18 protein-coding genes and 2 pseudogenes are annotated in these 21,578 nt (G+C 40.0%); 13 read left to right on the forward strand and 7 right to left on the reverse strand.

All coding sequences use genetic code 11. The features are described from left to right. Nucleotides 1–242 precede the first annotated feature (242 nt). Entirely contained in the window at nt 243–1,835 is a 1,593-nt protein-coding gene (locus tag ASG89_RS04780) for a TniQ family protein (RefSeq protein ID WP_057309240.1), read from the forward strand. Nucleotides 1,836–2,549: 714 nt separating this feature from the next. Further along, nucleotides 2,550–2,657 carry a TniQ family protein gene (locus tag ASG89_RS37460; RefSeq protein WP_235549602.1) on the forward strand — a complete coding sequence of 36 codons (108 nt, stop codon included), beginning with the start codon at nt 2,550–2,552 and terminating at the stop codon, nt 2,655–2,657. A 779-nt stretch (nt 2,658–3,436) separates the two neighbouring features. On the opposite strand, the gene ASG89_RS04785 is transcribed toward ASG89_RS37460, so the two are convergent. Both ASG89_RS04785 and ASG89_RS04790 read right to left on the reverse strand, forming a co-directional pair. Further along, nucleotides 3,437–4,639, reverse strand: coding sequence for an MFS transporter (locus ASG89_RS04785; RefSeq protein WP_057309241.1), 1,203 nt, complete (start codon nt 4,637–4,639; stop codon nt 3,437–3,439). Nucleotides 4,640–4,721: 82 nt separating this feature from the next. Continuing rightward, a complete protein-coding gene (locus tag ASG89_RS04790; protein WP_028554769.1) occupies nt 4,722–5,003 on the reverse strand; it encodes an ArsR/SmtB family transcription factor in 282 nt (93 codons plus the stop codon). A gap of 792 nt (nt 5,004–5,795) precedes the next feature. On the opposite strand from ASG89_RS04790, the gene ASG89_RS04795 reads away from it, so the two are divergent. After that, the gene (locus ASG89_RS04795) at nt 5,796–6,563 is read left to right on the forward strand and encodes a stalk domain-containing protein (RefSeq protein ID WP_057309243.1); all 768 of its coding nucleotides are present in this window, start codon (nt 5,796–5,798) and stop codon (nt 6,561–6,563) included. 430 nt (nt 6,564–6,993) lie between these two features. Here the strand turns inward: ASG89_RS04795 and ASG89_RS04800 are convergent, their stop codons facing one another. The 3 genes from ASG89_RS04800 to ASG89_RS04810 all read right to left on the reverse strand — a co-directional run bounded on the left by ASG89_RS04800 (nt 6,994) and on the right by ASG89_RS04810 (nt 9,143). Next, on the reverse strand, nt 6,994–7,560 hold the full coding sequence (locus tag ASG89_RS04800; RefSeq protein ID WP_057309245.1) for an NAD(P)H-dependent oxidoreductase: 567 nt from the start codon (nt 7,558–7,560) through the stop codon (nt 6,994–6,996). A 289-nt stretch (nt 7,561–7,849) separates the two neighbouring features. Next, nucleotides 7,850–8,281 (reverse strand): tautomerase family protein, encoded by a 432-nt coding sequence (locus ASG89_RS04805; RefSeq protein ID WP_057309477.1) that lies wholly within the window; start codon nt 8,279–8,281, stop codon nt 7,850–7,852. A 106-nt stretch (nt 8,282–8,387) separates the two neighbouring features. Next, nucleotides 8,388–9,143, reverse strand: a complete 756-nt coding sequence (locus ASG89_RS04810) for an SDR family NAD(P)-dependent oxidoreductase (RefSeq protein WP_057309479.1) — start codon at nt 9,141–9,143, stop codon at nt 8,388–8,390. A 271-nt stretch (nt 9,144–9,414) separates the two neighbouring features. On the opposite strand from ASG89_RS04810, the gene ASG89_RS04815 reads away from it, so the two are divergent. Beyond that, nucleotides 9,415–9,798 (forward strand): MerR family transcriptional regulator, encoded by a 384-nt coding sequence (locus ASG89_RS04815; protein ID WP_057309247.1) that lies wholly within the window; start codon nt 9,415–9,417, stop codon nt 9,796–9,798. Between the two features lie 353 nt (nt 9,799–10,151). On the opposite strand, the gene ASG89_RS04820 is transcribed toward ASG89_RS04815, so the two are convergent. Further along, the gene (locus tag ASG89_RS04820) at nt 10,152–11,045 is read right to left on the reverse strand and encodes a LysR family transcriptional regulator (protein WP_057309249.1); all 894 of its coding nucleotides are present in this window, start codon (nt 11,043–11,045) and stop codon (nt 10,152–10,154) included. Nucleotides 11,046–11,146: 101 nt separating this feature from the next. Between ASG89_RS04820 and ASG89_RS04825 the strand changes: the two genes are divergently transcribed. The 3 genes and pseudogenes from ASG89_RS04825 (at nt 11,147) to ASG89_RS04835 (ending at nt 14,483) form a co-directional block, all read left to right on the forward strand. After that, the gene (locus ASG89_RS04825; protein ID WP_057309251.1) at nt 11,147–12,049 is read left to right on the forward strand and encodes a DMT family transporter; all 903 of its coding nucleotides are present in this window, start codon (nt 11,147–11,149) and stop codon (nt 12,047–12,049) included. Between the two features lie 380 nt (nt 12,050–12,429). After that, the gene (locus tag ASG89_RS04830; RefSeq protein WP_057309252.1) at nt 12,430–12,981 is read left to right on the forward strand and encodes a dienelactone hydrolase family protein; all 552 of its coding nucleotides are present in this window, start codon (nt 12,430–12,432) and stop codon (nt 12,979–12,981) included. Nucleotides 12,982–13,215: 234 nt separating this feature from the next. Next, nucleotides 13,216–14,483, forward strand: a pseudogene (locus ASG89_RS04835) (IS110 family transposase). Nucleotides 14,484–15,039: 556 nt separating this feature from the next. On the opposite strand, the gene ASG89_RS36145 reads toward ASG89_RS04835, so the two are convergent. Next, nucleotides 15,040–15,261: a TetR-like C-terminal domain-containing protein gene (locus ASG89_RS36145; RefSeq protein ID WP_157276529.1), complete on the reverse strand. Its 222-nt coding sequence runs from the start codon at nt 15,259–15,261 to the stop codon at nt 15,040–15,042. Nucleotides 15,262–15,696: 435 nt separating this feature from the next. On the opposite strand from ASG89_RS36145, the gene ASG89_RS04840 reads away from it, so the two are divergent. The 6 genes and pseudogenes from ASG89_RS04840 to ASG89_RS04865 all read left to right on the forward strand — a co-directional run bounded on the left by ASG89_RS04840 (nt 15,697) and on the right by ASG89_RS04865 (nt 21,570). Beyond that, the gene (locus ASG89_RS04840; RefSeq protein ID WP_057309253.1) at nt 15,697–18,087 is read left to right on the forward strand and encodes an EAL domain-containing protein; all 2,391 of its coding nucleotides are present in this window, start codon (nt 15,697–15,699) and stop codon (nt 18,085–18,087) included. A 60-nt stretch (nt 18,088–18,147) separates the two neighbouring features. Further along, a pseudogene (locus ASG89_RS37465) lies at nt 18,148–18,564 on the forward strand (IS6 family transposase); the annotation flags it as partial. A 318-nt stretch (nt 18,565–18,882) separates the two neighbouring features. Next, nucleotides 18,883–19,272 carry an NUDIX domain-containing protein gene (locus ASG89_RS04845; RefSeq protein ID WP_057309255.1) on the forward strand — a complete coding sequence of 130 codons (390 nt, stop codon included), beginning with the start codon at nt 18,883–18,885 and terminating at the stop codon, nt 19,270–19,272. 148 nt (nt 19,273–19,420) lie between these two features. Next, the gene (locus tag ASG89_RS04850; RefSeq protein ID WP_057309257.1) at nt 19,421–19,894 is read left to right on the forward strand and encodes a UPF0158 family protein; all 474 of its coding nucleotides are present in this window, start codon (nt 19,421–19,423) and stop codon (nt 19,892–19,894) included. A gap of 165 nt (nt 19,895–20,059) precedes the next feature. Next, the gene (locus ASG89_RS04855; RefSeq protein WP_057309259.1) at nt 20,060–20,290 is read left to right on the forward strand and encodes a hypothetical protein; all 231 of its coding nucleotides are present in this window, start codon (nt 20,060–20,062) and stop codon (nt 20,288–20,290) included. Between the two features lie 728 nt (nt 20,291–21,018). Continuing rightward, nucleotides 21,019–21,570, forward strand: coding sequence for a hypothetical protein (locus ASG89_RS04865; RefSeq protein ID WP_057309262.1), 552 nt, complete (start codon nt 21,019–21,021; stop codon nt 21,568–21,570). The last annotated feature ends 8 nt before the right edge of the window (nt 21,571–21,578 follow it).

The raw sequence follows: 21,578 nt of genomic DNA on the forward strand, positions 1-21,578 counted from the left end.
TGCCGTAATTGGCAGTGTTTTTACGTTGCTTGTTGTTCACATCCTCAAAAAATTCGATAATACGGGTGAAGTTTGAGAATTAATTTAAGCAATTTATATGTAATCTTAAACTATAGATCATCCGTTCATTTGTGAGTATCGATGACTTTTGACTTATATGTATATAATTTTGTCTGAATGGGAATATTGAATTCTGTTATGCCCAAATAATAGTAAGGAAGATTGAATTTGAAAAAAAAGTATTGAATAACAATCCCAAAAGATTACCAATTCGTCCTAGTCCTCGTGATGATGAAAGTTTAGTAAGCTATATTTATCGATTAGCTTATGCAAACTATTACGATGATGTTTCCATTGTATACGACTTACTAGGAATTGATATTAATAAAATACGTACACATGGATTTCAACTTGGAAATGAAAAGATTGATACATCAATTCTCTCGGGAATCACTGGAATTGATCAAATTGTTTTTGATAGCTTATCGTTGAATATTAAAAATTCCAACTCAGTGATTCAAAATACAATTGATCAATTTGTAATTAGAAATATAAAAAAACAGTTTTGTCCATTGTGTTTAAAAGAGAGTATCTATTATAGGGAAATTTGGGATATAAATATTTATACAAGATGTCATATTCATAATTGTTTATTAATGTGCAGATGTATCCAGTGTAACAGACATTTAACAAACCAAGATATATTAAGAGGATTATGCAAGTGTGGATACTTAATATCGGGTAATTTAATTGTAGGGTGTGATAATTCTCATTTAGCACAACTAATCTCTAGTAAAATAAAAAAATCTGGTATGGGTAATAGGATCACTTATATAATTGCAGAAGAATTTGAGAAGTTAGAGATTGATTTAATATTATTCTTAATAATATTTTTATCAATAAAAATTTCACATGGTTTTTATAATAGAAGAATTGCATTTACTGAATCTAGTGATGTTCATTATAACGATAAAGTTGTAAATGAAGCATTCGGTATTTTTACTAATTGGCCGCAATCATTTTATAATTTTTTGAACGAATTCAGGGAAATACCTAAGAAAGATCAGTTGTTAAACGGTATAAAAAAAGATTTTGGACGATTTCATTATGAAATAAAGAAACTAAGTCAAATTCCTAGCTTTAGATTCATAACAGATGAATATCAGAATTATCTACAATACATCTGGGATGGGAGAGCAGAACTAAGAGATTTTAAAGCAAATGTAAGCAACGGATATATCACTGAGTCTCAAGCAAGTCAATTGCTTGGAATGAAAAAGAGTTCAATAGATTTCGAGTTACTAATTAGTAGTGGATTAATTGCAGGTGAAATTATCTGCAAACCATCTAAAAATATTATATTAATTGATAAGCAGTCTTTAGATTACTATATTCAGCAAAATCCTAGATTTAATAAAGATAAATTAGAAGCAGATATTGCTATGAAACAAGGATATATAAATATTTCTGATGCTGCGGAAATATTACAAATTTCAATCAGATCTGTATTAAAGATAACAAGAGAGAATAGAGTAAAACGAGGGCATAGTTACTATATTAAAAAAGACTTTATAGTAATGCTAGAGGAGTTAATTATTCATAGAAGTAAAGTATTTAATAATGAGCTTTCTTTAATATTGTTATATCAATCGCAAAAGTATTTCAATAGAGTAACCAAAGGAACTTTAATTGACTACTACAAGTTTTTATTTAAATCTGCAATACAAGTGTATATAAAACCGGGGAAACTGGGGCTAAATAAATTGTATTTCGATAAACAACAGTTAACTCAAGCAATAGAAAGTTTTGTGTATCTTGAAAAGGAAGTCACTTAGAATTAGATATGTTATTTACTCAACGTTCACTGACTGTCAAATCTTTGTGTGAATTCTTTTAAAAGACTCCTCCCTCGAGGATGTTTGGAAGAATTATCAATTCAATGAAAGTTATATCTTTATTTTAGTATTGAAAAAGCTTATATTTACGTTTGTTTTAAAAGTTTTTACCAGATCAAAAATCCACGAAAAGATTCTTCGAAAAATGAGATATAAAAAGAAACAAGCAAACTTAGAACCTAGTAGCTCTCTACGTAAGATATGATGCACATAGTTGCAGGAACCGGATATCAGGTATCTCGTCAAGGGATAAATTATTTCTGGTTAAGCCATTTCATCCGATTAAGCTAAAACCGTTATTGAAATACCTCTTATTGGTATTTCAATAACGGCTTTTTAGTTTCACTGAACTAGGTTCGAATCCATACAAGTAAACGTATCTCCGATACATACATAAATGCCGGTTCGCTGGAGAAGAACACCATTGCGTCATTTCATCTTACAATAGCCTTATGCAATGACAAAATATAGTACAGAATGCGCCAAAACTTAAGTACTAATAGATGAAAACAGTGATTAAAAAACGACAAAACAAGTTACAATTCACAGAATGAATTTATATGCAATATAATGAATAAAAATACAAAACAAGGTCATTCGGCAATGAATTGTCGTCTGACCTTGTTTTGTTATAAAGGAGGGATGGGATATTAAATGAAAAATTTACCGAATTTAATTGATAAATATCCTGATGAATCGTTAGAAGGGTTTCTGTGCAGATTTGCTCTGGCTAATCATCGAGAAGTTAAAGATTTGGAGTAGTTGGTAAATTAGCACGTATTCTGGTTGGTTTGGCTCAACGAGGAGAGTCTTTTTCTCCTGACAAAGCACTCATTCATGATTGTGTAGCAGCTTAAAGTAAATCTATATTACGTAGGTTGCTTCATTCGCAGGATTACAAAGAAAGCACGTAGTACCGATTACCCGTTACTTAAGGGCACTGACCCGCGCGTTGAACTTGATCGGCCTCCACCCCTTGGACAGGTGTAACGAAGGAAGGTAAGGGCATAGACCCGTTGAGATATGGGAGGGTGAACCCCCGGGGGCATTGTGGAGAATGCGTGCAGTAAATGGAATTATGAGGAAATTAAGACTTATCCTCTATTTGCGTATGCCTTCATGGCCGTTCGGTTGTGTCACCACCACTACTAAACCGTTGTATCCTTTTACAAGAGGGATGTAATCCTGCGAATGAGCGAGTAAACGTGAGAAAATCCCTTAATGCCGAGGGAAGTAACGGGCAGTAGAGCTTGGTGGTAGTAAGAATTTCGATAAGGGGTGATTGTGTGAATGTAATTTTAAAAGACTAGTAAACACCACCTTATTAAAATTGTATATGATTTAATTATTCCTCTATGTCCAAAGTAAATCAATCTCTTTCTGGCTGGAAGAAGAGAAACGCGAATCTACGGCCAGGGCTGAAGCATGTTTGCGAAAAGAAGCCTGCAGCCTGCTAGTCAAAGCAGGAGCTGCAGGCTTCTTCTCGTTTTGCTTGGGTCTGGCACATTAGGCGCTGCCCAGTTGACGTAAAAGAGAAATGTTTATGAGCTGATCTTCCCTGCGCGAGCCTCTTTGTGTGCTGCCCGGGAAGCCGCGCCGTAGCGGAAGTAACCGAAGGCCGCGGCCGACATGAGCGCGGCGACGGCGACGCCGGCGGCGCCGATCCAGGTGACGGCGGTCAGCGAAGAGCCTTCCACGACGACGCCGCCGATGCCCGCACCGGCAGCCATAGCTAGCTGCACGACGGAGCTGTTCAGGCTAAGCATGATGCTGGTCGCTTCTGGCGCGAGCGAGATTAGATGGTACTGCTGCGTCGGACCGGACGACCAGGCGGAGAAGGACCAGAGCATTAGCAGAGGGAACATCAGCCCCGGAGAATTGGCTGCGAACGAAATCACGACCAGCCAGGTTGCGTGGAACAGCATGCCGGTCACCAGTGTGCGCTTGAATCCCCAACGGTCGGTGCCGAACCCGCCAAGCTTGGAGCCGATCAGACTGGCAATGCCAAACGCGAGCAGCGCGAAGCTGACGAATTTCTCGCTCATGCCCGTAATATCGAGCAGAAAGGGGGAAATATACGTGTAGGTGATGGAATAGCCGCCTAGCCAGAAGAACGTAATGCTGAGCGCGACGACGATTTTCGGATTTTTGAGCAGTTTCAGTTGGTCGCGCAGCGGTACCGGCTGCTCGCCGTCCGTCTTCGGAATCGTGGAGGCGATGAGCAGCAACGCCAGTAGTCCAAGCAGTCCGATGCCACCGAAAACCACCTTCCAGTCATAGGCGGAAGCGACTAGCCGGCCAAGAGGTACGCCGACGATCAGTGCCGTACTGAAGCCCATAACGAGCGTGGCAATGGCACTGCCCTGCTTCTCCACCGGTGCGAGTTTCGCAGCGACCGTGAGCGCCGTGACAACGAATACGCCGCTGCTGAGCGCTACGATAACGCGAGAAACGATGAGGGCGCCGAAGCCAGAGAACAAGTAGGCTGCGACATTGCCGATGATGAATACCGAGAGCGCGTATAGCATCAGTTTTTTGCGGTCTACTTTGGCAGCGGCCGCCATCAGGAAAGGCGTCCCGAACCCGTATGCAAGGGAGAACACGGTAATCAGTTGGCCTGCTGCTGCGACCGAGACGCCGATATCGTCAGATACTTTATCCAGAATACCGGCAATGATGAATTCGGACGTACCGACGAGAAAGCTGACTAAAGCAAGCATATAAATTTTCAAATTGTAAGACAAACGTTTCAGCTCCTTATCCATTTCTCTCTATATAATATTTTTATATTTCTAAATATATCGAAATATAGGGCAAAAAAAACGGCTACCCCAGTAGATACGGGGCGTACTTTCGCGCGACTTCTTTATTGACGCTGTAATAAATGTACGTTCCGTCTTTGCGAAGCGTGAGCAGGCCGCATTCCGTAAGCTGTTTCAAGTGATGCGACAGCGTGGAACCGGCAACGGACTCGAGTTTGCTGCTGATGTCGGAGCAGCAGAGATTCATCTCTTCCGTAAGAAGCATCGCTATTTTGATCCGGGTCGGCTCTCCGAGTGCTTTGTAGACTTTCACTGCCTGTTTGACTTCCTCGTTATCCTCGACCATGGGTTCTCACCGCCTTTTCATATGTATTTCGAAAACTATAGAAACAAGAGTAACACAACTAGGCAGCCGTTGTAAATGGGCGATTTGACGAATGGATGGGGTTAGACTCTGAAGTAGAGTTGATAGCTGGATAGGTAATCGGTTGCCGCGGTTTGTTACGTTAACGGAAAACGATAGCGAAACAGCGGTTGCTTCGGCAACCGTTTTTGTTTTCCCCGCTAACGGGACATGTTTGTTGAATACTATTCATTTAGCGGCAGCTGGTCACCCGATCGGCTGCCGTTGTCTATTTAAGTAACGGGAGTTTAGCCTTGCGGACTTCAACAGTAGGCAGGGGGTTACCTCAAAATGAAGTTGTTTGAATGGTGATAGGCTCATAGGACTTTCACCGCTCGACTATGAGTTAAATTTGAAGCGATAAAGCACAAGTAAATTCCAATATATGGTATAACGAAGAGGGAGTTATACGTTGATGAGAGTATGATTTTATTGAGTGGATAGTGTTGCATTGTTTTGGATTATTTCAACTGTTATCGCATCCATTTTGTTTTTTATAAACTTTGTACCAATTGCAAAGAATCAGGGGACAACATTAAACACAATATTCGGTTCAATTTTGATTGGATTTATTTGTTACTGTATTCTTATGATTTGTGGATAGATAAAGACTAATTTTTAAAGGGAAATTACAATACCAGTTTATGACTAACAGATCATTGTGTGGGATGTACAATAGATTCGGGAGAACGAAGGCTGGAGTCATTCATTTAGATAAAAAAGGGAGTGGTGACATTGAAAAAGTATTTACTTGGTTTAACGTGCGGGATCGCTCTTACCGCAACGACAGCTGTGTATGCTTCAGAAACGATTAATGCGTACTTATTTCCAGTTAAGTATGTATTTAATGGACAAAGTAAAGAACTAGCCAACGAATACACTACTTTAAATTATAACGGTCATGCCTATGTTCCGATTCGTTTTGTGGCAGAAAATATGGGATCTACCGTAGGGTATGATGAAAGTACACAGATAATAAAGATAAATTATAACAACGACGAAAGCCATCCAGTAAATCTTACCGACAATGAAGCAAAAGATATTCTTAAACTGCTCATACCGAAGGCAGTAAAGTTCTATGGAGTGTTTAATGGAACTGGATCGTTCAAAGTCGATAAGACAAAAACGATTCCAGGTGAACCTGATTACGCTCAGGTAATCGACGAAAAGATCACTTCCATTGCGGATTTGAAAAACTGGGTGGAGGAAACTTTCACAAAAGATGTTGCTCAAACGGTATTCTATTCTCGTTACTTGACTCCGGCAGATGGCCGTTTTCTACTTTATAAGGATTATGAAGGGAAGCTTTATAATGACACAGGGAATGGAGGACACGGATGGGCATTTTCTTTCTTAACTGATACCGCAAAGGTAATAAGCCAGATAGATAATGTTGCAGAAGTTGAGTTGGATAGAACACTTTTTAACAATCCGGATAAAAAATTGACCCTAAGAATTGAATATGTAAATGATAAGTGGATGCTGGCATCACGACTTGATTAAATTAAGCACGGATCATTGCGCTAACGAGAGAACGTTTGTCCAATAAACAATAACGGGAGGCTGCCGGCACGATCGGCAGCCTTCACTAACCTAACGGGCAGGATAGTTCCAATATATGGTGTTGTAATGTATAACAACTCTATGAAAATTCTAATTGGAAGCCACGTATTACTATTGCAGACTACTTAGAAATCGATGTTGAATTTATTGTGCTTTGTACATTTTTAAAAGCTGGACCCCTGATGTTAACTCCAACTCCACCAAAACAGCTCATTGATCTACATATAGGAAGCATATGTTTACTGTTCAAAACAGTATCTATAATCGGCAACGAAAGACTTTGCTAAGGACAATAGTTCAACCAAAACAGGGAGCAGCCCGTTGAGGAGCTGCTCCTAGTGCCGTATATTATTTTTTTTTTGTTTATTCCTTACAACTTGTTAACCTTCTCCTTGATTTGTTCCAGCCAATCAGTACGAGTTGCTTCTTCGGAACTCGGTACGGATTCGAAAATCACATGATTCAGCACCTCTAGACCACAATATTCGAAAATGCCTATGTCGGAAGTTAGAATTAAAGCTTTGTCCATGCCACTTGCGGCATATTGGGAATGCGATTTTCCTTGCGTGTTGATAATTATGGCTTTTTTGCCTTTAAGCAGTCCCTTTTGTTCTCCATTTACGTAACGATACGCAAACCCATACGAAAATACTCGTTCAATGTATCCTTTGACGATTGCCGGCAGTCCAGTCCACCATATCGGATAGATAAAGGTAATCACATCCGCCCATATTAGATACTCCTGCTCCTTTTTGATCTCTTCACCTACGCTGCCCAGAATCTCGCTGCTGCTAATGACAGGCTGGAACTCCATCGCGTACAGATCGCGGACGTTGACCTCGTGCCCTTTTTGGCGGAGGCTTTGGACGGTGGTTTCCATTATGGCATGGTTAAAGCTTTCTTTTCTTGGATGGGCATACACGATTAAATGGTTCACAATAACTTCTCCTCTCGTTTTGCGGTATTCCTTCTAGTTACCAAGGCACGACTCCCTGATCATCAAAAAGGCCTACAGTGGGACCGTCATTATAGAACTTTCAATGATGCTGTAAACGGAGGTACTTTCCAGAGCTCCTTACACTAAACCTTCCGTTTGGAGTTTTTCGATCGGGGTCGAAAAAACTATGTAAACTCCCATTAATGGGATTGTCGTATCCGAAAACTGGACATTTATCTTCACAACTGGTGCATTGTTGTTGGGCCTCAATTGAAGTTGTTATTGCTGCTCAAATGATTACCATAGCTGCCGCGTCAATTGGTGATGTTCGGTAAGCTACTAAATCCGCTTTCCGCCCAAAGATCCCCCAATTTTCTTCGAGGACTTCGTGAATAATGATATAGACGGGCATGAGATTAGAAGTACCGAGTTGTTGTCCGAAAATTATGGTAGCTCTTTCGATCAGCCTTTTTTTGGCGTCGCTGTCTAAACCGCCCTCAATTACGAAGATCTGCACGCTGACAACATTCGTTGTCGCTTCTTCTTCTCCCATAAAGATGGTATCCTGATCGTAAAGATTAAAATAGGTCCAAACCGTACTTTTGACGAAGGGTGACTTTGGCAAGGTTTCGCATTCAAGCGCAACATCTGTAAGTTCTCCGACAATTGCTCGCCGTGCCTTCAAATCGAACGCAGCATCAGGTGCGTGAACAATAATCATTGGCATTGTATTTTTCCTTTCCTTAGACAATTTATGAGGCCGCTGCATTTCTTCGCAGCGGCCTCTGACAACTATAAGGAAGGTTCTTTGCTGTCTTTACTAGCGATCAGATGTTCTGACCACCCGATACTTCGATTCTCTGCGCATTAACCCAGCGATTATCGGATCCAAGTAGGCTGGCGACTGCGGGACCAATGTCCTCTGGTACCCCGACTCGACCAAGGGCAGTCATCGCGGCAAATGTGTCATTGTAAGCAGGTATGTCGCGTACAGAACCTCCTAGAAAATCGGTTTCGATTGCTCCAGGTGCAATGGTATTAACGGTGATACCGCGGTGACCCAGCTCTTTTGCCATATAGATAGTGAGAATTTCTACTGCACCCTTAGCTGCAGAGTAGGCTGAGAAGCCGGGATAAGAGACACGAGTAAGGCCTGATGAGAAGTTAACAATACGACCACCATCTGCAAGAAGCGGTAATAGGGCTTGAGTCAAGAAAAACACGCCCTTAACATGCACATTGAACAGGTCGTCGAATTGAGTCTCTGTTGTTTCGACAAAGCTAATCATTTCTCCATGACCGGCATTATTCACCAGATGATTGAAAGTGGTGCTACCCCAAGTAGATTGCAGAGTAGAACCAACCGTCTTAGCAAAGTCAGCGAAGCTGGATGGGTTTGCTATATCAAGTTGTAGAGCGACAGCTTTACGCCCCAGAGCTTCGATCTGAGCAACGACTGATTTTGCTTCTTCTGCTTGGCTACGATAGGTCAAAATGACATCGCCACCATGACGTGCAATACTAATCGCAGTATTACGACCAAGTCCCCGGCTGCCGCCAGTGACGATTGAAATATTTGTCAGTGAAGCTTCATGTACTAAAATTTTCTTTTCCAACTGTATACCATCCTCTCAAAAATTGAAAATTGTTTTTTATTACCTTGCTATCATAAGATATGAAGTTCACTTTAAGTCAAAGGTTTTTTTTGATAAATAATAAGAGTATGATAGAATATAAAATACCTTGATTTAATAATAGTTTTTTTCTTTTATGACATGAAACTAGAAATTCAATTAGTAAAGATTGAAGAATTCACTTGAAGTACACTTTAACAGGAGGCGATGAAAGTTTAGTATGCTGACTATAAAAGAAGTTACTGAAATAACGGAAATAGCCGCTCCCACACTTCGATATTACGAGAAAGAGGGATTGCTCCCACATGTTAAGAGAAACGAAAATGGAAAGCGATTATACGACGAAGAAGATTTAAGCTGGATATACTTTGTTACAGCACTTCGGGCAACAGGAATGCCTATTGCTCAAATTCAGAAATACGTATACTTATACAAAGAAGGGGACTCAACAATTTCAGAACGAAAATTGATGATGCTCTATCATAAAAAAGAAATAGAGAGAAGCATAAGGGATCTCTATTTTAATTTGGATAAAATAAATTATAAGCTTGCTCTATATGATGTTTTAGAATCTCAGATTGAACGAACTAGTATTAAAATTTAGACTCAAACTAAGAATGAGCGGTTAATATTTTCATCCGATTAAACGTTGCCGGTTGCATTGAGGCACTTATTTTTGACATGACAAGAACCGAATTATTCATTTTACAGAAATTCTAACGGTAATTGTTGATTCAAATTGTATTGAACAGTCTGCAGGCTAGCAGGCTGTTCATTTTTTGTAATCTGTCGGACAGATTAGTTTGTCCGTTAAGGAACCAATGTTAACGTGGCTATTACATATTGGATGCCAATCTCTACTTCGTATACTTTAAAGGCGACTGATCATACCTTTTCTTTAGTTATTCGGGGTACTGCGATGTTTTGAGAGTATTCTGTAATGCGTCAAGATGCACATTATTGGATCCGATCCTCAGATAAATACAGCTCTCTTGCAGTCCGAATGAATAGTTTCACCCCGTGCGAGGACTCCTTTAAAGAAGGAACAGCCAGGTGAATCTCTCTAACGGGTTGCGGATCAATTGTCCTGACGCGAACATTAGGCGGTAGTGACGATAGTGACAAAGATGTTCTCGAAACGATCGAGACGCCAAGCCCTTCTTGAATCATACTCAATGCCGTGTTTATGTTGTGGCCGTTATATTTGGCGTGCAAAGTGGTTCCGAATTCTTTGAATAACTCGATAATCGGCGTTACAAATCCACCTTGGCACACAATCATAGGCTCATTATCTAAATCCGTTATATGAATTGTTTGACGACTTTGCAATGGATGATCATCCCGGTGGACCAGACATAATTCATCACGAAAGAAAGGAATCGTCTCAAGTTCGTTGCATGGCGAAATAATCCATCCGACATCGATTATTCTGGATTCTAGCCAATTTTTAATCTCTTCGATTGTCCCTTCAAACAGTTCGAATGTTAGCCCCGGATGTTTCTCCGCAATGATTCGCAATATTTTCGGCAAGAAGTGCGCGGACACAATTGGGAATACACCAACACGAACGGTGCCAACTTCAAATCCTTTTTCAGCGGTAACCTCCTGCTCAACCTTATTAAATCCATTTAAAATCTCTCTGAATATGACAATCAGGCGCGCGCCAATATCGGTAAGATGAATAACCCCGTTTCTTCGTTCCCGTATCATTAGAATGACTCCTAATTCTGATTCAAGTGTAGAGATGGCGCGGCTTACAGCAGGTTGCGACATATGCAGTTGTTCCCCAGCCCTGGTAAAGCTACCGGTCTCGACGATCTTCACAAACAATATGAGTTGAGAAATATTCATAACAAATTTGATATCTCCTTAATGATAATAATGCATTTTATTTATTTTTCGAGGTATTGTACCATAAGTGAACATCATTATACAAAGGGGACTGATAATTCATGCAGCTTTCAAAAGCACATACTTTTTTGCTTTTAACGTTTTTAGTAGCGATGTGGGGGGTGAACTGGCCGTTATCTAAATATGCGCTCGAATTTGCAACACCATTGCTCTTCGCCGGTTTGAGGATCACGATCGGAGGTTTCATTTTGCTTCTGTTCGCTTTACCACGTTATAAATACATTAATTTGAAGGATACTTGGCATATTTACCTGATCTCCGCATTGCTAAATATTATTCTCTTTTTCGGCTTTCAAACGTTTGGACTGAATATGATGCCTGCCGGTATATTTTCGACGATCGTGTTTATGCAACCCGTTTTACTTGGAATCGGAGCTTGGTTGTGGTTGGGTGAATCCATGAACGGTTTCAAAATAGTTGGTCTTATTCTAGGCTTCATAGGAGTTGCTGTTATCAGCATAACTAATGGCTCTAGTAATATTTCGATCCTTGGCATCTTGCTTGGTTTTGCCAGCACAATTACTTGGACATTCGGTACGATTTATATGAAGAAAACATCTACTAAAGTCGATGCGATCTGGTTGACTACTCTTCAGATGATCTTTGGTGGAATTGTATTGTTAGTTGCGGGGACAACCGTTGAGAATTGGACGGATATTATTTGGAATCAGCAATTCATCTCGACATTGTTGATTATTGCGATCTTCTGTACGGCGCTAACCTGGCTTGTTTTCTTTTTGCTTGTCAGATCAGGCGAAGCCGGAAAAATCGGGTCGTTTAACTTTCTGGTTCCACTCATTGCAATAGTGATCAGCGTTTTCTTTTTGGGAGAAACGATTACTACGAAGATGGTGGTGGGACTTGTTCTAATTATCTTAGGGATTGGACTGGTAAATCTCAAAATGAAATCACTGCAAAAGCATAGCAATATGCACAGGGGATAATTAGATGAGACAAATATCAAGAACTTCCTTTAAGTCTCACATTTATTTTAAGATTAATTTTGACCAAGAGATCGGCTGGCGTTTTTCTTAAATTAGCTTGGACTTCAATGGATCTAAAAAAGCGACCGTTATACTCTTTTTATCCATGTGCTGTAAATCTGATAGCATTATAAAAGTGAAGTGCGGTGATTTAGGTTTGGCATTAAAATTTAATATAAGTGATCTTAGGCAGGATGAAGCCTTCTTAACTAAAAGACGACAAATGAGAGGAATAAATGAATGACAATACAACCTAGAAGCCTGAACGTCGAAATAACAAAAAAGGTACAGATTGATTATCTCATTTCTCATCCTGTAGGATATGAAGGCTCAACTCGTGAGTGGGGACTTATTATTTTTTTGCATGGTTGGATATGAGGGGCAAGGAATTATCCCAATTATCGAATTATGGGCTGCTTGAAATAATTAATAAAGGTAAATTACCACTACCGTTTGTAGTTGCAGTTCCTCAATGTCCAAGTGAGTCTTATTGGAACATGGAGCGAGATGCAGTTACTGGTTTGGTAGATGAGCTTATAACTAATCACCGCCTAGATCCAAGACGTATTTATTTAATTGGGTATAGTATGGGGGGATATGGTGTTTGGGATTTAGCTATCCATAATCCGAAAACGTTTGTTGCAATTGTGCCATTGAGTTCAGGCGGACAAGTTTCAAAAGCAGAGCAGCTTAAAAATACTGCAATTTGGACTTTTCATAGAGCCAGAGATGGAATTGTCCCATTAGAACAAATGACAAACATGGTAAGCGCTGTAGAACAGCATCAAGGAAGTGTAAGTCTTACCATATACCCTGATATGGGACATGATATATTGCGAACAACATTGAGCAACCAAGAACTATATACTTGGCTACTTGAACAAAGAAAGTAGAGTGGAACTACTTTAACGAGGAAAAAGCGTTTAACTAATGGATAACGATAGTTTCAATAAAAACACGGAAGCAGCCGATCATTGGGGTCGGCTGCTTCATTACACTAACGGGCAGCATTCCTATTATGTAGAAATACGAGGATTGAAAAATAAAAAGACTCCTTGGTATGATGTTTATGGATCCCAGTTGCTGGCCAGCGACAGATCCAATAACAATATCAAGGAGACTACAACATGCATTCTACTCAAAATGATCGAATTAATCAAATCACTTTTTCTACCTTAATTATCGGAGTCGATATCGCAAAATTTCGACATGTTGCGAGAGCCCAAGACTTCCGCGGGGTCGAGTTCGGGAAGGCACTTACATTTGAAAACAATCGAGAAGGCTTTGAATTATTTGTGAACTGGTTCAGGAAGATTGCGACGGATCAAGGGTTCAAGGACGTCATAGTTGGTATGGAACCAACGGGTCACTACTGGCTAAACCTAGCCCATTTTCTTAAAGAAGAGCAAGTAAAATACGGCGTAGTGAACCCACTACACGTAAAGAAAAGTAAAGAATTAGATGACAATTCCCCAACAAAGAATGACATTAAGGACGCAAAAGTTATCGCACAGTTGGTCAAAGACGGGAGATACGCTGTACCGAGCCTTCCTCAAGGTGTTTATGCCGAACTGAGGGAAGCCATGAAAATTCGCGAGCACCTGACAACTGACCTTTGTGTTGTGCAATTACGTGTCCATAATTGGCTAGATCGGTATTTTCCAGAGTTTCTGACGGTATTTAAGGACTGGGAGTGCAAGTCTGCAATCCAAATGCTAAGCCTTCATCTACTGCCTCATGAGCTTGTTTCTGTGCCAGACGAGACGTTGCTGCAGCATTTAAGAGAGGCTGCAAAGCGCGGGCTTGGTCTAGGTCGAATACAGAGTCTGAAGGCAGCAACCGGCTGTTCTGTTGGCATCAGGCAAGGTTCAGAGTTGGTTAAAATGGAGCTAAAGTTGTTGCTGACACAGTACGAATGGCTTAAGAACAAGCTTGAGGAATTGGAAGCGAAGATCCCTCATGTAAAGCAAGTATTGGCCATGAAAGGAATTGGCCGGGATACGATCGCTGGCTTTTTAGCCGAGGTAGGAGACATTGACCAGTACCGACATCCAAAACAGATTACAAAGCTTGCCGGACTGAATTTGAAAACAAATTCATCCGGCACTCATATAGGACAAACCAGGATCACAAGAGAGGCAGGAAACGCCCTCGTGCTCTGCTTTTTAGAGTGATGATGCCACTAGTCGCTAAAAATACAGCCTTTCGAATCCTACACGAGTATTACACGCAACGACCTGTGAATCCATTAAAGAAGATGCAGTCTCTCATCGCGTTATGTAACAAACTCATACGAATCCTTTTCGGTATCTTGCAGAAGGGCCATGAGTTTAGTGAAGAAAAGATGATCCGGGATATCCCTCGATTTACAACCGAGATACCACACGCAGCTTAATGATCGCTTTTTTATGTTGATGACCAAAGCAGAGCAAGATAACAAGAAGCACGGAAGAGTCGGAAAGGCACTAAACTTACGGACAAAGATCCTGTCGGGCAGCATATCTGACCTCCACCTCATGGATAGGTTGAATGAAGGAATTTGGGAGCGTAGACTCTGCGAGATGTGGGAGGGTTGACCGCCATGAGCACATGTGGAGATCCAAAGGTGCAACCATACATTACCATACCATCCTTTTTTTATATCTGATGGTTTAGGTAGAGAGTTTATTGTTCGTTGGAATATCCATAAATTTCTTTATCTACAACTTCGTACCATTGAAATGTTATCTCCTAAAAAGTATTGATGGTCAAAAACTGAGAAAACGAGAGTATTTAAAAGCAAAGCGTTTCTCCATAGAGGGAGTTTAGCGCGGAAAAACCAAAAGATGCCTCAAGATCAATGGAAGCCTCTTTTGGTTGATAGATCTCCATGTGTGCATGTAGATTTTTGTTGAAAGTATGCATACCTTACTGCGTGTGATAAGAACTTACGAAGCATGCAGACGTACTATCTATGACAGATTACTCTCTAACATAATACCAACTTGTTCCTTCATCACATGAGGGGGATATGGCATTCCGTTCGTAAACCACCACTCTACAATACCCACGTATGCTGGAGCGAAAAACTGAACCATAATGTCCTCGCTTAATCCGCGGTCCTTTCCTTCCTTCAAGTCCCAGCCGTTTCGGATATCGTCGATAACAAACTTTAGGAATCTACTGCGAAAGATAGGGGCTCCTTTTGCTGGCTAACATCGCCGAAAAGAAAGAATAGTTTTTTCAAAGTACTTGAATCCGCTCATAGTTACTTCGTTCGGAGACTCTGGATCGAAAATTGTTTGAAGTTTATGGAAACACTTAGGAAATTCCCTTTCCCGCAGAAATTAGAGACTATATCCGTCTCAGACGTAATTACAAGTTGGAAGGAGCATATATTTCAGGTTTAGTTCTTAATACCTAATCACAAACAAATATATAATTCTTATTTACTAGTTATTGAGTTATTGTTTATAATCAATTTAGAAAAAAACACATCCTTGCATAAGTTTATGTGTTTTTTGAATTGATATAAAATACAATCTTGCTGTAGAACTCTGGCGCTCGTACCAATATTTCAACCTAAAAGCTCGTACAATCAGAGAACATCACCGGAGGTTGATACTGCCATGTTGCTTCGCCGAAAAATTATTATGTACGTTGGGGTGACCACGCTTTGCCTGCTAACGCTTCTATACCTGATTTCGGAGAGGGCGCTACTGCACAATTATGAGCGGATGGAGCTTGATAGTTTGCGTGAAAACATGAAACAAAACCTGCTTTCCTATTTTGATGAATATACCAATCTCGGAGCAATTGCAATCAACTACGCAGGTTGGGACGATACCTACAACTTTATTAATAGATCAGCGATTCCTGCGGACAACGATCCTTATCTTACGGTCAATTATACCGATTCTTTATTTGTATCAAGCCGACTTAATATTACCCTCCTAATGAATGGCCAAAAGCAAATCTATTTTGGAAAAGCTTACGATTATAGCAATAACCGACCTCTCGCCTATCCAAGCTCAATGATTGAGGCATTAATGAAAGCGTATGCATCTTTCTTTGAACAACCGAACTCTTCACTCCGAAAGCAGGGGTTATTGATTGTGGATAATAAGCCGTTAATTGCTGCCTCTTACCCCATTTTAACGAGCAACAATGAAGGGCCTGTTCACGGAACTTTGGTTTTCGCACGCTTCTTGGACGCAAACTACATTCGGTATATTTCCGCAAAAACGGACATCCCTTTGACGATTTCTATTGTGGATCCGTCCTATATCCCACCTGAACAAGCCACCACCATTACGGTGCCAGGAAGCCGGACCTTGCCGTTTTGGACGGAGTCTGATAAATCGGAGATAAAAGGTTTCACCTTACTTTCGGATGTCGACAATAAGCCTGCCATCCTTTTACAGTTCAAAAAGCCGAGAGAATTGTATAAGGAAGCCCAGAAAAGCATTATGTTTTACTTGCTCTATTTCGGACTTTCCGGATTGGTATTCTTTTTCATCATTAGTTATGTTCTTCAGCGAACGATATTTACAAGATTGGACTATACGATCAGCGGGATGAATTTGATCAAGACGAAACAAGATTTTTCGATTCGCATTCTGGAATCCGGCAATGACGAAATTACCCAGTTTGAGAAGTCGTTTAATCACATGATGACGTCGCTCGAAAAATCGCAAAACAAGATTCAATTTCAAGCGAATCATGATAATTTGACGGGGCTCGCTAATCGGAAAGCATTTTTCGAGTACCTTGATAAAATGATTAAACAAAGTCGCAAGCGCCAGTCCCGATTTGCCGTACTATTTATTGATTTGGACCGTTTTAAATTGATCAATGATACGATGGGGCATCATATGGGGGATATGCTTTTGATGGAGGTTACCAATAGATTACGGCTTTGTATGAAGTATGGCGAATTTCTTTGTCGATTGGGTGGGGATGAGTTTTGTATCGTTGTCCATGACGTTTTCGATTCCAAACAAATTGAACAGCTGGCGAAGTTTATTATTGAGAAAATCAACGCGCCCTATGAGCTAAATGGCTATCACTTTACGATTTCCGCCAGTATTGGAATCAGCCTGTATCCGGATCACGGAGCTGATTCGGAAAGCTTGCTGCATCATTCCGATGTGGCTATGCTGGATGTCAAAGAAACCGGTAAAAATAATTACCGCTGGTTCTCGGAATCGATTGAGGAGATAAGGACTAGAAGAACCCTATTGGAGCAATTCTTGAAAAGTGCGATTGACAACAAAGAGCTTACCCTTGTTTATCAACCAAAATGGGATCTCGTGAAGAGTAAAATTGCCGGGGTGGAAGCGCTCCTCAGGTGGAGGAACCAGAAGTTCGGATATGTATCACCCTACGAATTTATTCCAATTGCTGAATCTTCCGGCATTATTAATGAGATAGGCGAATGGATCATGCGATCAGCATGCCGGCAGTATGTAGCTTGGCAAAATCGAATGGAGGACATGTCATTGATCATCGCCATCAATATATCGGGTGTCCAACTACTGCAGCCCAATTTTGTTGAACGGATTCGAGGTGTATTTGAGGAAGAAAAGGTCGAGCCATGCCATTTCGAGCTGGAAGTGACGGAAACTTTTGCGATCGAAAACTTTGAAGAAGTTATTAACATCCTTGTCGAATTACGAAATTTGGGTTTTATGATTTCCATTGATGACTTTGGAGCGGGCTATTCTTCGATGAAATATGTATGTCAACTTCCCATCCAATGTATGAAACTCGATAAAACGCTGATCGATAACCTCGCGGAAAACGTTCGAAGCCAGGTTGTCGTTTCGACATTGATTGAAATGGCACACAGGCTTCAGTTAACCGTGGTTGCAGAGGGGGTTGAGCTGCCTGAGCAGCTTCAGCTTCTGCAAACATACCGATGTGATCAAATTCAAGGGTTTCTTATCAGCAAACCGGTGCCAGCGAATATGATCATCGAGTTGTTGGATAACAAATCGGGTTGTGGTGCAAAACTCTAATTCATTATTACGTAATTGATAATGAAGTATGGGATGGAGCAACTTATTTAGGAAACCAAATTGGATTTATTTAAATGGAAGCAATATGAATCAGCAATCATTTACTAAAAGTGAGATGGTATTTAAAATATAGTTTAAGCTATCGAGACATCGTAGAAATGATGAGCGAGCGGAGTTTAAAGCTATCCATACAACGATCATGAGATGGGTCCATGAATTTGGGCTCGAAATAAATAAACGAATTCGCAGTTATTTGAAACCCTCAAACGATTCGTGCCGCACGGACGAAACCTACATCAAAGTCAAAGGTCAATGGAAGCATTTATATCGAGCAGTTGATTCTATGGGGAATACAATTGATTTTTGTTACCTGAAAATTGTGATTTGCCGACAGTTAAGCGTTTCTTTACAAAGGCTATGTCCTCTCCACATAATCAATTACCTCGCGTGATCACTTTGGATAAAAACCCGGCATATAAGAGGTGTCTAAACTCTGTTGCGATAACCGTAGGGTTTTGGATATGCAAAAATATGTTAGCAATATATAAATGCATCAATGAAATTTTCGGAGTTGTAAAAAGCCTCTGCGCGGTTCTATCGGCCCAGAGGCTTTTTTTTTCGGGAATGGGATCAAGTTCTTGTCAACAAAAACCGTGTCGGTTGTCAAGATCATTGTCCGATTACCGATAAGCAGTAGAATGACCTGTAGCATGCTGAACTAACTGGCCGTTTACGTAGTTACATGAAACGATTGATGGTATTATTTGGGTGACCAAGTTAAAAGGAGGTAAGGGTATGGTGTCCATAAGACCTAGGGTCTGCGCCGCAATAATCAAAGATGAGCGAATATTAATGGTTTTACAAGAGCATGGGGATCGAAGCTTTTGGACACTTCCAGGGGGCGCTGTTGAAGAGGGAGAAACACTTGAAGCGGCGGTACTACGAGAAGTAAATGAGGAAGTAAATCTGAATGGAAAGGTTGAACGCCTTCTCTTTGAAGATACATACACGTATGGTCCTGATTATTGTTTTTTAGTGAACGTTGACGATGAAGAAGAAGCGAAACTTGGTTTTGATCCAGAGTTACCCCGAAATGAACAAGTATTAAAGGACGTGTCGTGGTTTTCGTTAATTGAAAAGAAAGATGATAAGCAAGTAAAGCGAGTAATTCAATGCATTAGTTAACGTTAAGCTAACGGAGAAACGAGAGTGTGGCTGTGCATGTAGAAATAAATTAATATCTAATCAATTCGATGCTGCCGATAAGAAAGCATGTTTGTTTTTATGGACAAGATGTTTATTGAGGGAACAATTTAAAGGAGCGGAAGAGAATATGAAGGCTAAGAAACATGTTAAATTGGATGAACTAGTTGGTGAAATTGAATTGCAAATGGATGATACTTTTACCTTTATAAATACTACAAAAGGGGAAGTTATTACATTAACTAGAGAAGAAATTGGGGCTGCAGAAGATGAAAAGCCACTTGAAAAATTTCCTGAATGGCAAAGGGAGAACATTGAAAAAGCCATTAGCATTGTTGAGGATGAAGACGGGGTTTACATTGACTTCACATTAAGAAATGATTTCAATGAATATGACATCATAGAGGATTTTATTGGGACTCTAGAGGACGAAAATATTCGAGAAGAACTGTATGAAGCTATTCGAGGAAGAGGAGCATTTCGGAGATTTAAAGATGGGATCATAGAACATGGTGTCGATAAGCAATGGTATAACTACAAAGAAAGTAAGATAAAGGAATTAGTAATTGAATGGTGTAAGGAGCAAGATATTGAACTACGCTAACGAGGGAACTATAACGGAGGAGACTGCATCGCGGCAGCTCCTTTTTTTTGTTCATTCAAGTAACTGGGCAGGATAACGTAATATATTGGAGCTTTCCCTTAAAAAGGAAAATAGTGCTAGAGTGTAGAAATCGTTACTTTGCGGATTATTTTAGGAGGAATAGTTATGAGTTTGGAAGTTCAAAAGCTAGTCTCTGATTATTTTAACGGACCATTTAAACATCAATCTGCGTATTCTTTTATTGTTAAAGCTTTGGATGTTGCTTTAATAATTGTCACTGGTAGCTATTCATTTGGAATGTCTAACGAATCGTCTGACCTCGATATTGAATTCTTAATCCCCGATACATCACACACTGCTTTAGTTAAAATGGCTGGCGGGGTCCAACATCTCTGAGTTCACGATGAAACTAATCGTCCTTTAGTGGATATTAAAATTCGATCTTTAACTTGGTTACAAAATCGTTTGAGTGGAAGCGATCCCGAAGTTCTTTGGATATACAAACATGCTATTTGTATTCAGGATCGTGACCAACTTCTTTCGATGCTTCTAGCTGACGCAACTGAGCGATTCCATTCAATAAATTAAGATCTATTACTATAAAGATTTTCGCACTGGAGTAACGATTTCTGCGTCGCGAGAACCATTGGGAAAAAACATAATGATGACCAGAACAATTGAAGCGGCATTGTCTTTACCTTTTCTATCACAGAAAGAACCATATCCTTATCCAAAGTGGCAAAGTATTTGGTTGAAGTCAAGACATAAACAAGGGGAAACTATCGTGTCTCTCTGCGAGCTGTGGTTAACTGGGAAACCGGTGTATGAACAATTAAGGGAAGTAATTAACACGGTATTGATAGATGATGGACATAAGGATTTAATCAAACACTTTTGGCGAAAGATCTGATAATTAGTTGAGCTAACTGGAAACTATAGTTTAGGATCTGCTTCGCGGCAGATCCTATTTTGTTTATTGAAGTAACGGGCAGTTATGCGTGGTGGAACCAACTACAAACATTCAAGTATTGGGCAGAGTTGTTGAGTAAGCTTTTACATAAAAAGGTGATATGATGTCGTTCTGCGAATATAAATTAAGTAGCATTTTTGTTAGAGGAGGACAAGTGAAGATAAATAAAATTTATATACCGCTCGTTGTAGTCTTCATTATTTCGATCATTCTTTTGATATGGTTAATTCAACAAAATAAACCTCTGTATGATCAAATTGAAAAAGTAATTTCAGAATCTGATTCGGGCTATAGTGAATTAATTCATATACATACTGACAGAGAGCGGACAATGGCATTTTATATAAATAATAGGTCAGAATTAGGTGTTGTTTTACTAAAGAAGAAAATTCGTGGATATGAATTAAGTGAATATATGAAAATAAGTCCAATGTTTACAGATCAGGTCTTAAGCTGGCATGGTTCAGAAAATCAAAAATTTAATATTCATATGCTTTATGGAGTTGTTAAAGATCCAGAAATAACTCAGATTCTTTTAATTAGTGAGGGAGATAAGACAGCTCAAATTATTAATAATGGCGAATATTCAATATGGTACTCATTTGTCGAGAACGGTTTGAAGATGCCTATTACTATTCGGGCAACGAATAAAAAAGGTGAAATATTGTATGAAACTGGCGATGTTGGTTTTTTTGGAATTGATTAGAACTCCCC

The sequence above is a fragment of the Paenibacillus sp. Soil766 genome, assembly GCF_001428105.1.
Classification (GTDB): Bacteria; Bacillota; Bacilli; order Paenibacillales; family NBRC-103111; genus Paenibacillus_E.

Bases quoted from the DNA above. Each gene is read 5' to 3' on its own strand.
- ASG89_RS37460 (WP_235549602.1), top strand. From the start codon at position 2,550: ATGAAAAATTTACCGAATTTAATTGATAAATATCCTGATGAATCGTTA.
- ASG89_RS04790 (WP_028554769.1), bottom strand. From the start codon at position 5,003: ATGGTCGAGGATAACGAGGAAGTCAAACAGGCAGTGAAAGTCTACAAA.
- ASG89_RS04805 (WP_057309477.1), bottom strand. From the start codon at position 8,281: ATGATTATTGTTCACGCACCTGATGCTGCGTTCGATTTGAAGGCACGG.
- ASG89_RS04815 (WP_057309247.1), top strand. From the start codon at position 9,415: ATGCTGACTATAAAAGAAGTTACTGAAATAACGGAAATAGCCGCTCCC.
- ASG89_RS04820 (WP_057309249.1), bottom strand. From the start codon at position 11,045: ATGAATATTTCTCAACTCATATTGTTTGTGAAGATCGTCGAGACCGGT.
- ASG89_RS04825 (WP_057309251.1), top strand. From the start codon at position 11,147: ATGCAGCTTTCAAAAGCACATACTTTTTTGCTTTTAACGTTTTTAGTA.
- ASG89_RS04840 (WP_057309253.1), top strand. From the start codon at position 15,697: ATGTTGCTTCGCCGAAAAATTATTATGTACGTTGGGGTGACCACGCTT.
- ASG89_RS04845 (WP_057309255.1), top strand. From the start codon at position 18,883: ATGGTGTCCATAAGACCTAGGGTCTGCGCCGCAATAATCAAAGATGAG.
- ASG89_RS04850 (WP_057309257.1), top strand. From the start codon at position 19,421: ATGAAGGCTAAGAAACATGTTAAATTGGATGAACTAGTTGGTGAAATT.
- ASG89_RS04855 (WP_057309259.1), top strand. From the start codon at position 20,060: ATGAGTTTGGAAGTTCAAAAGCTAGTCTCTGATTATTTTAACGGACCA.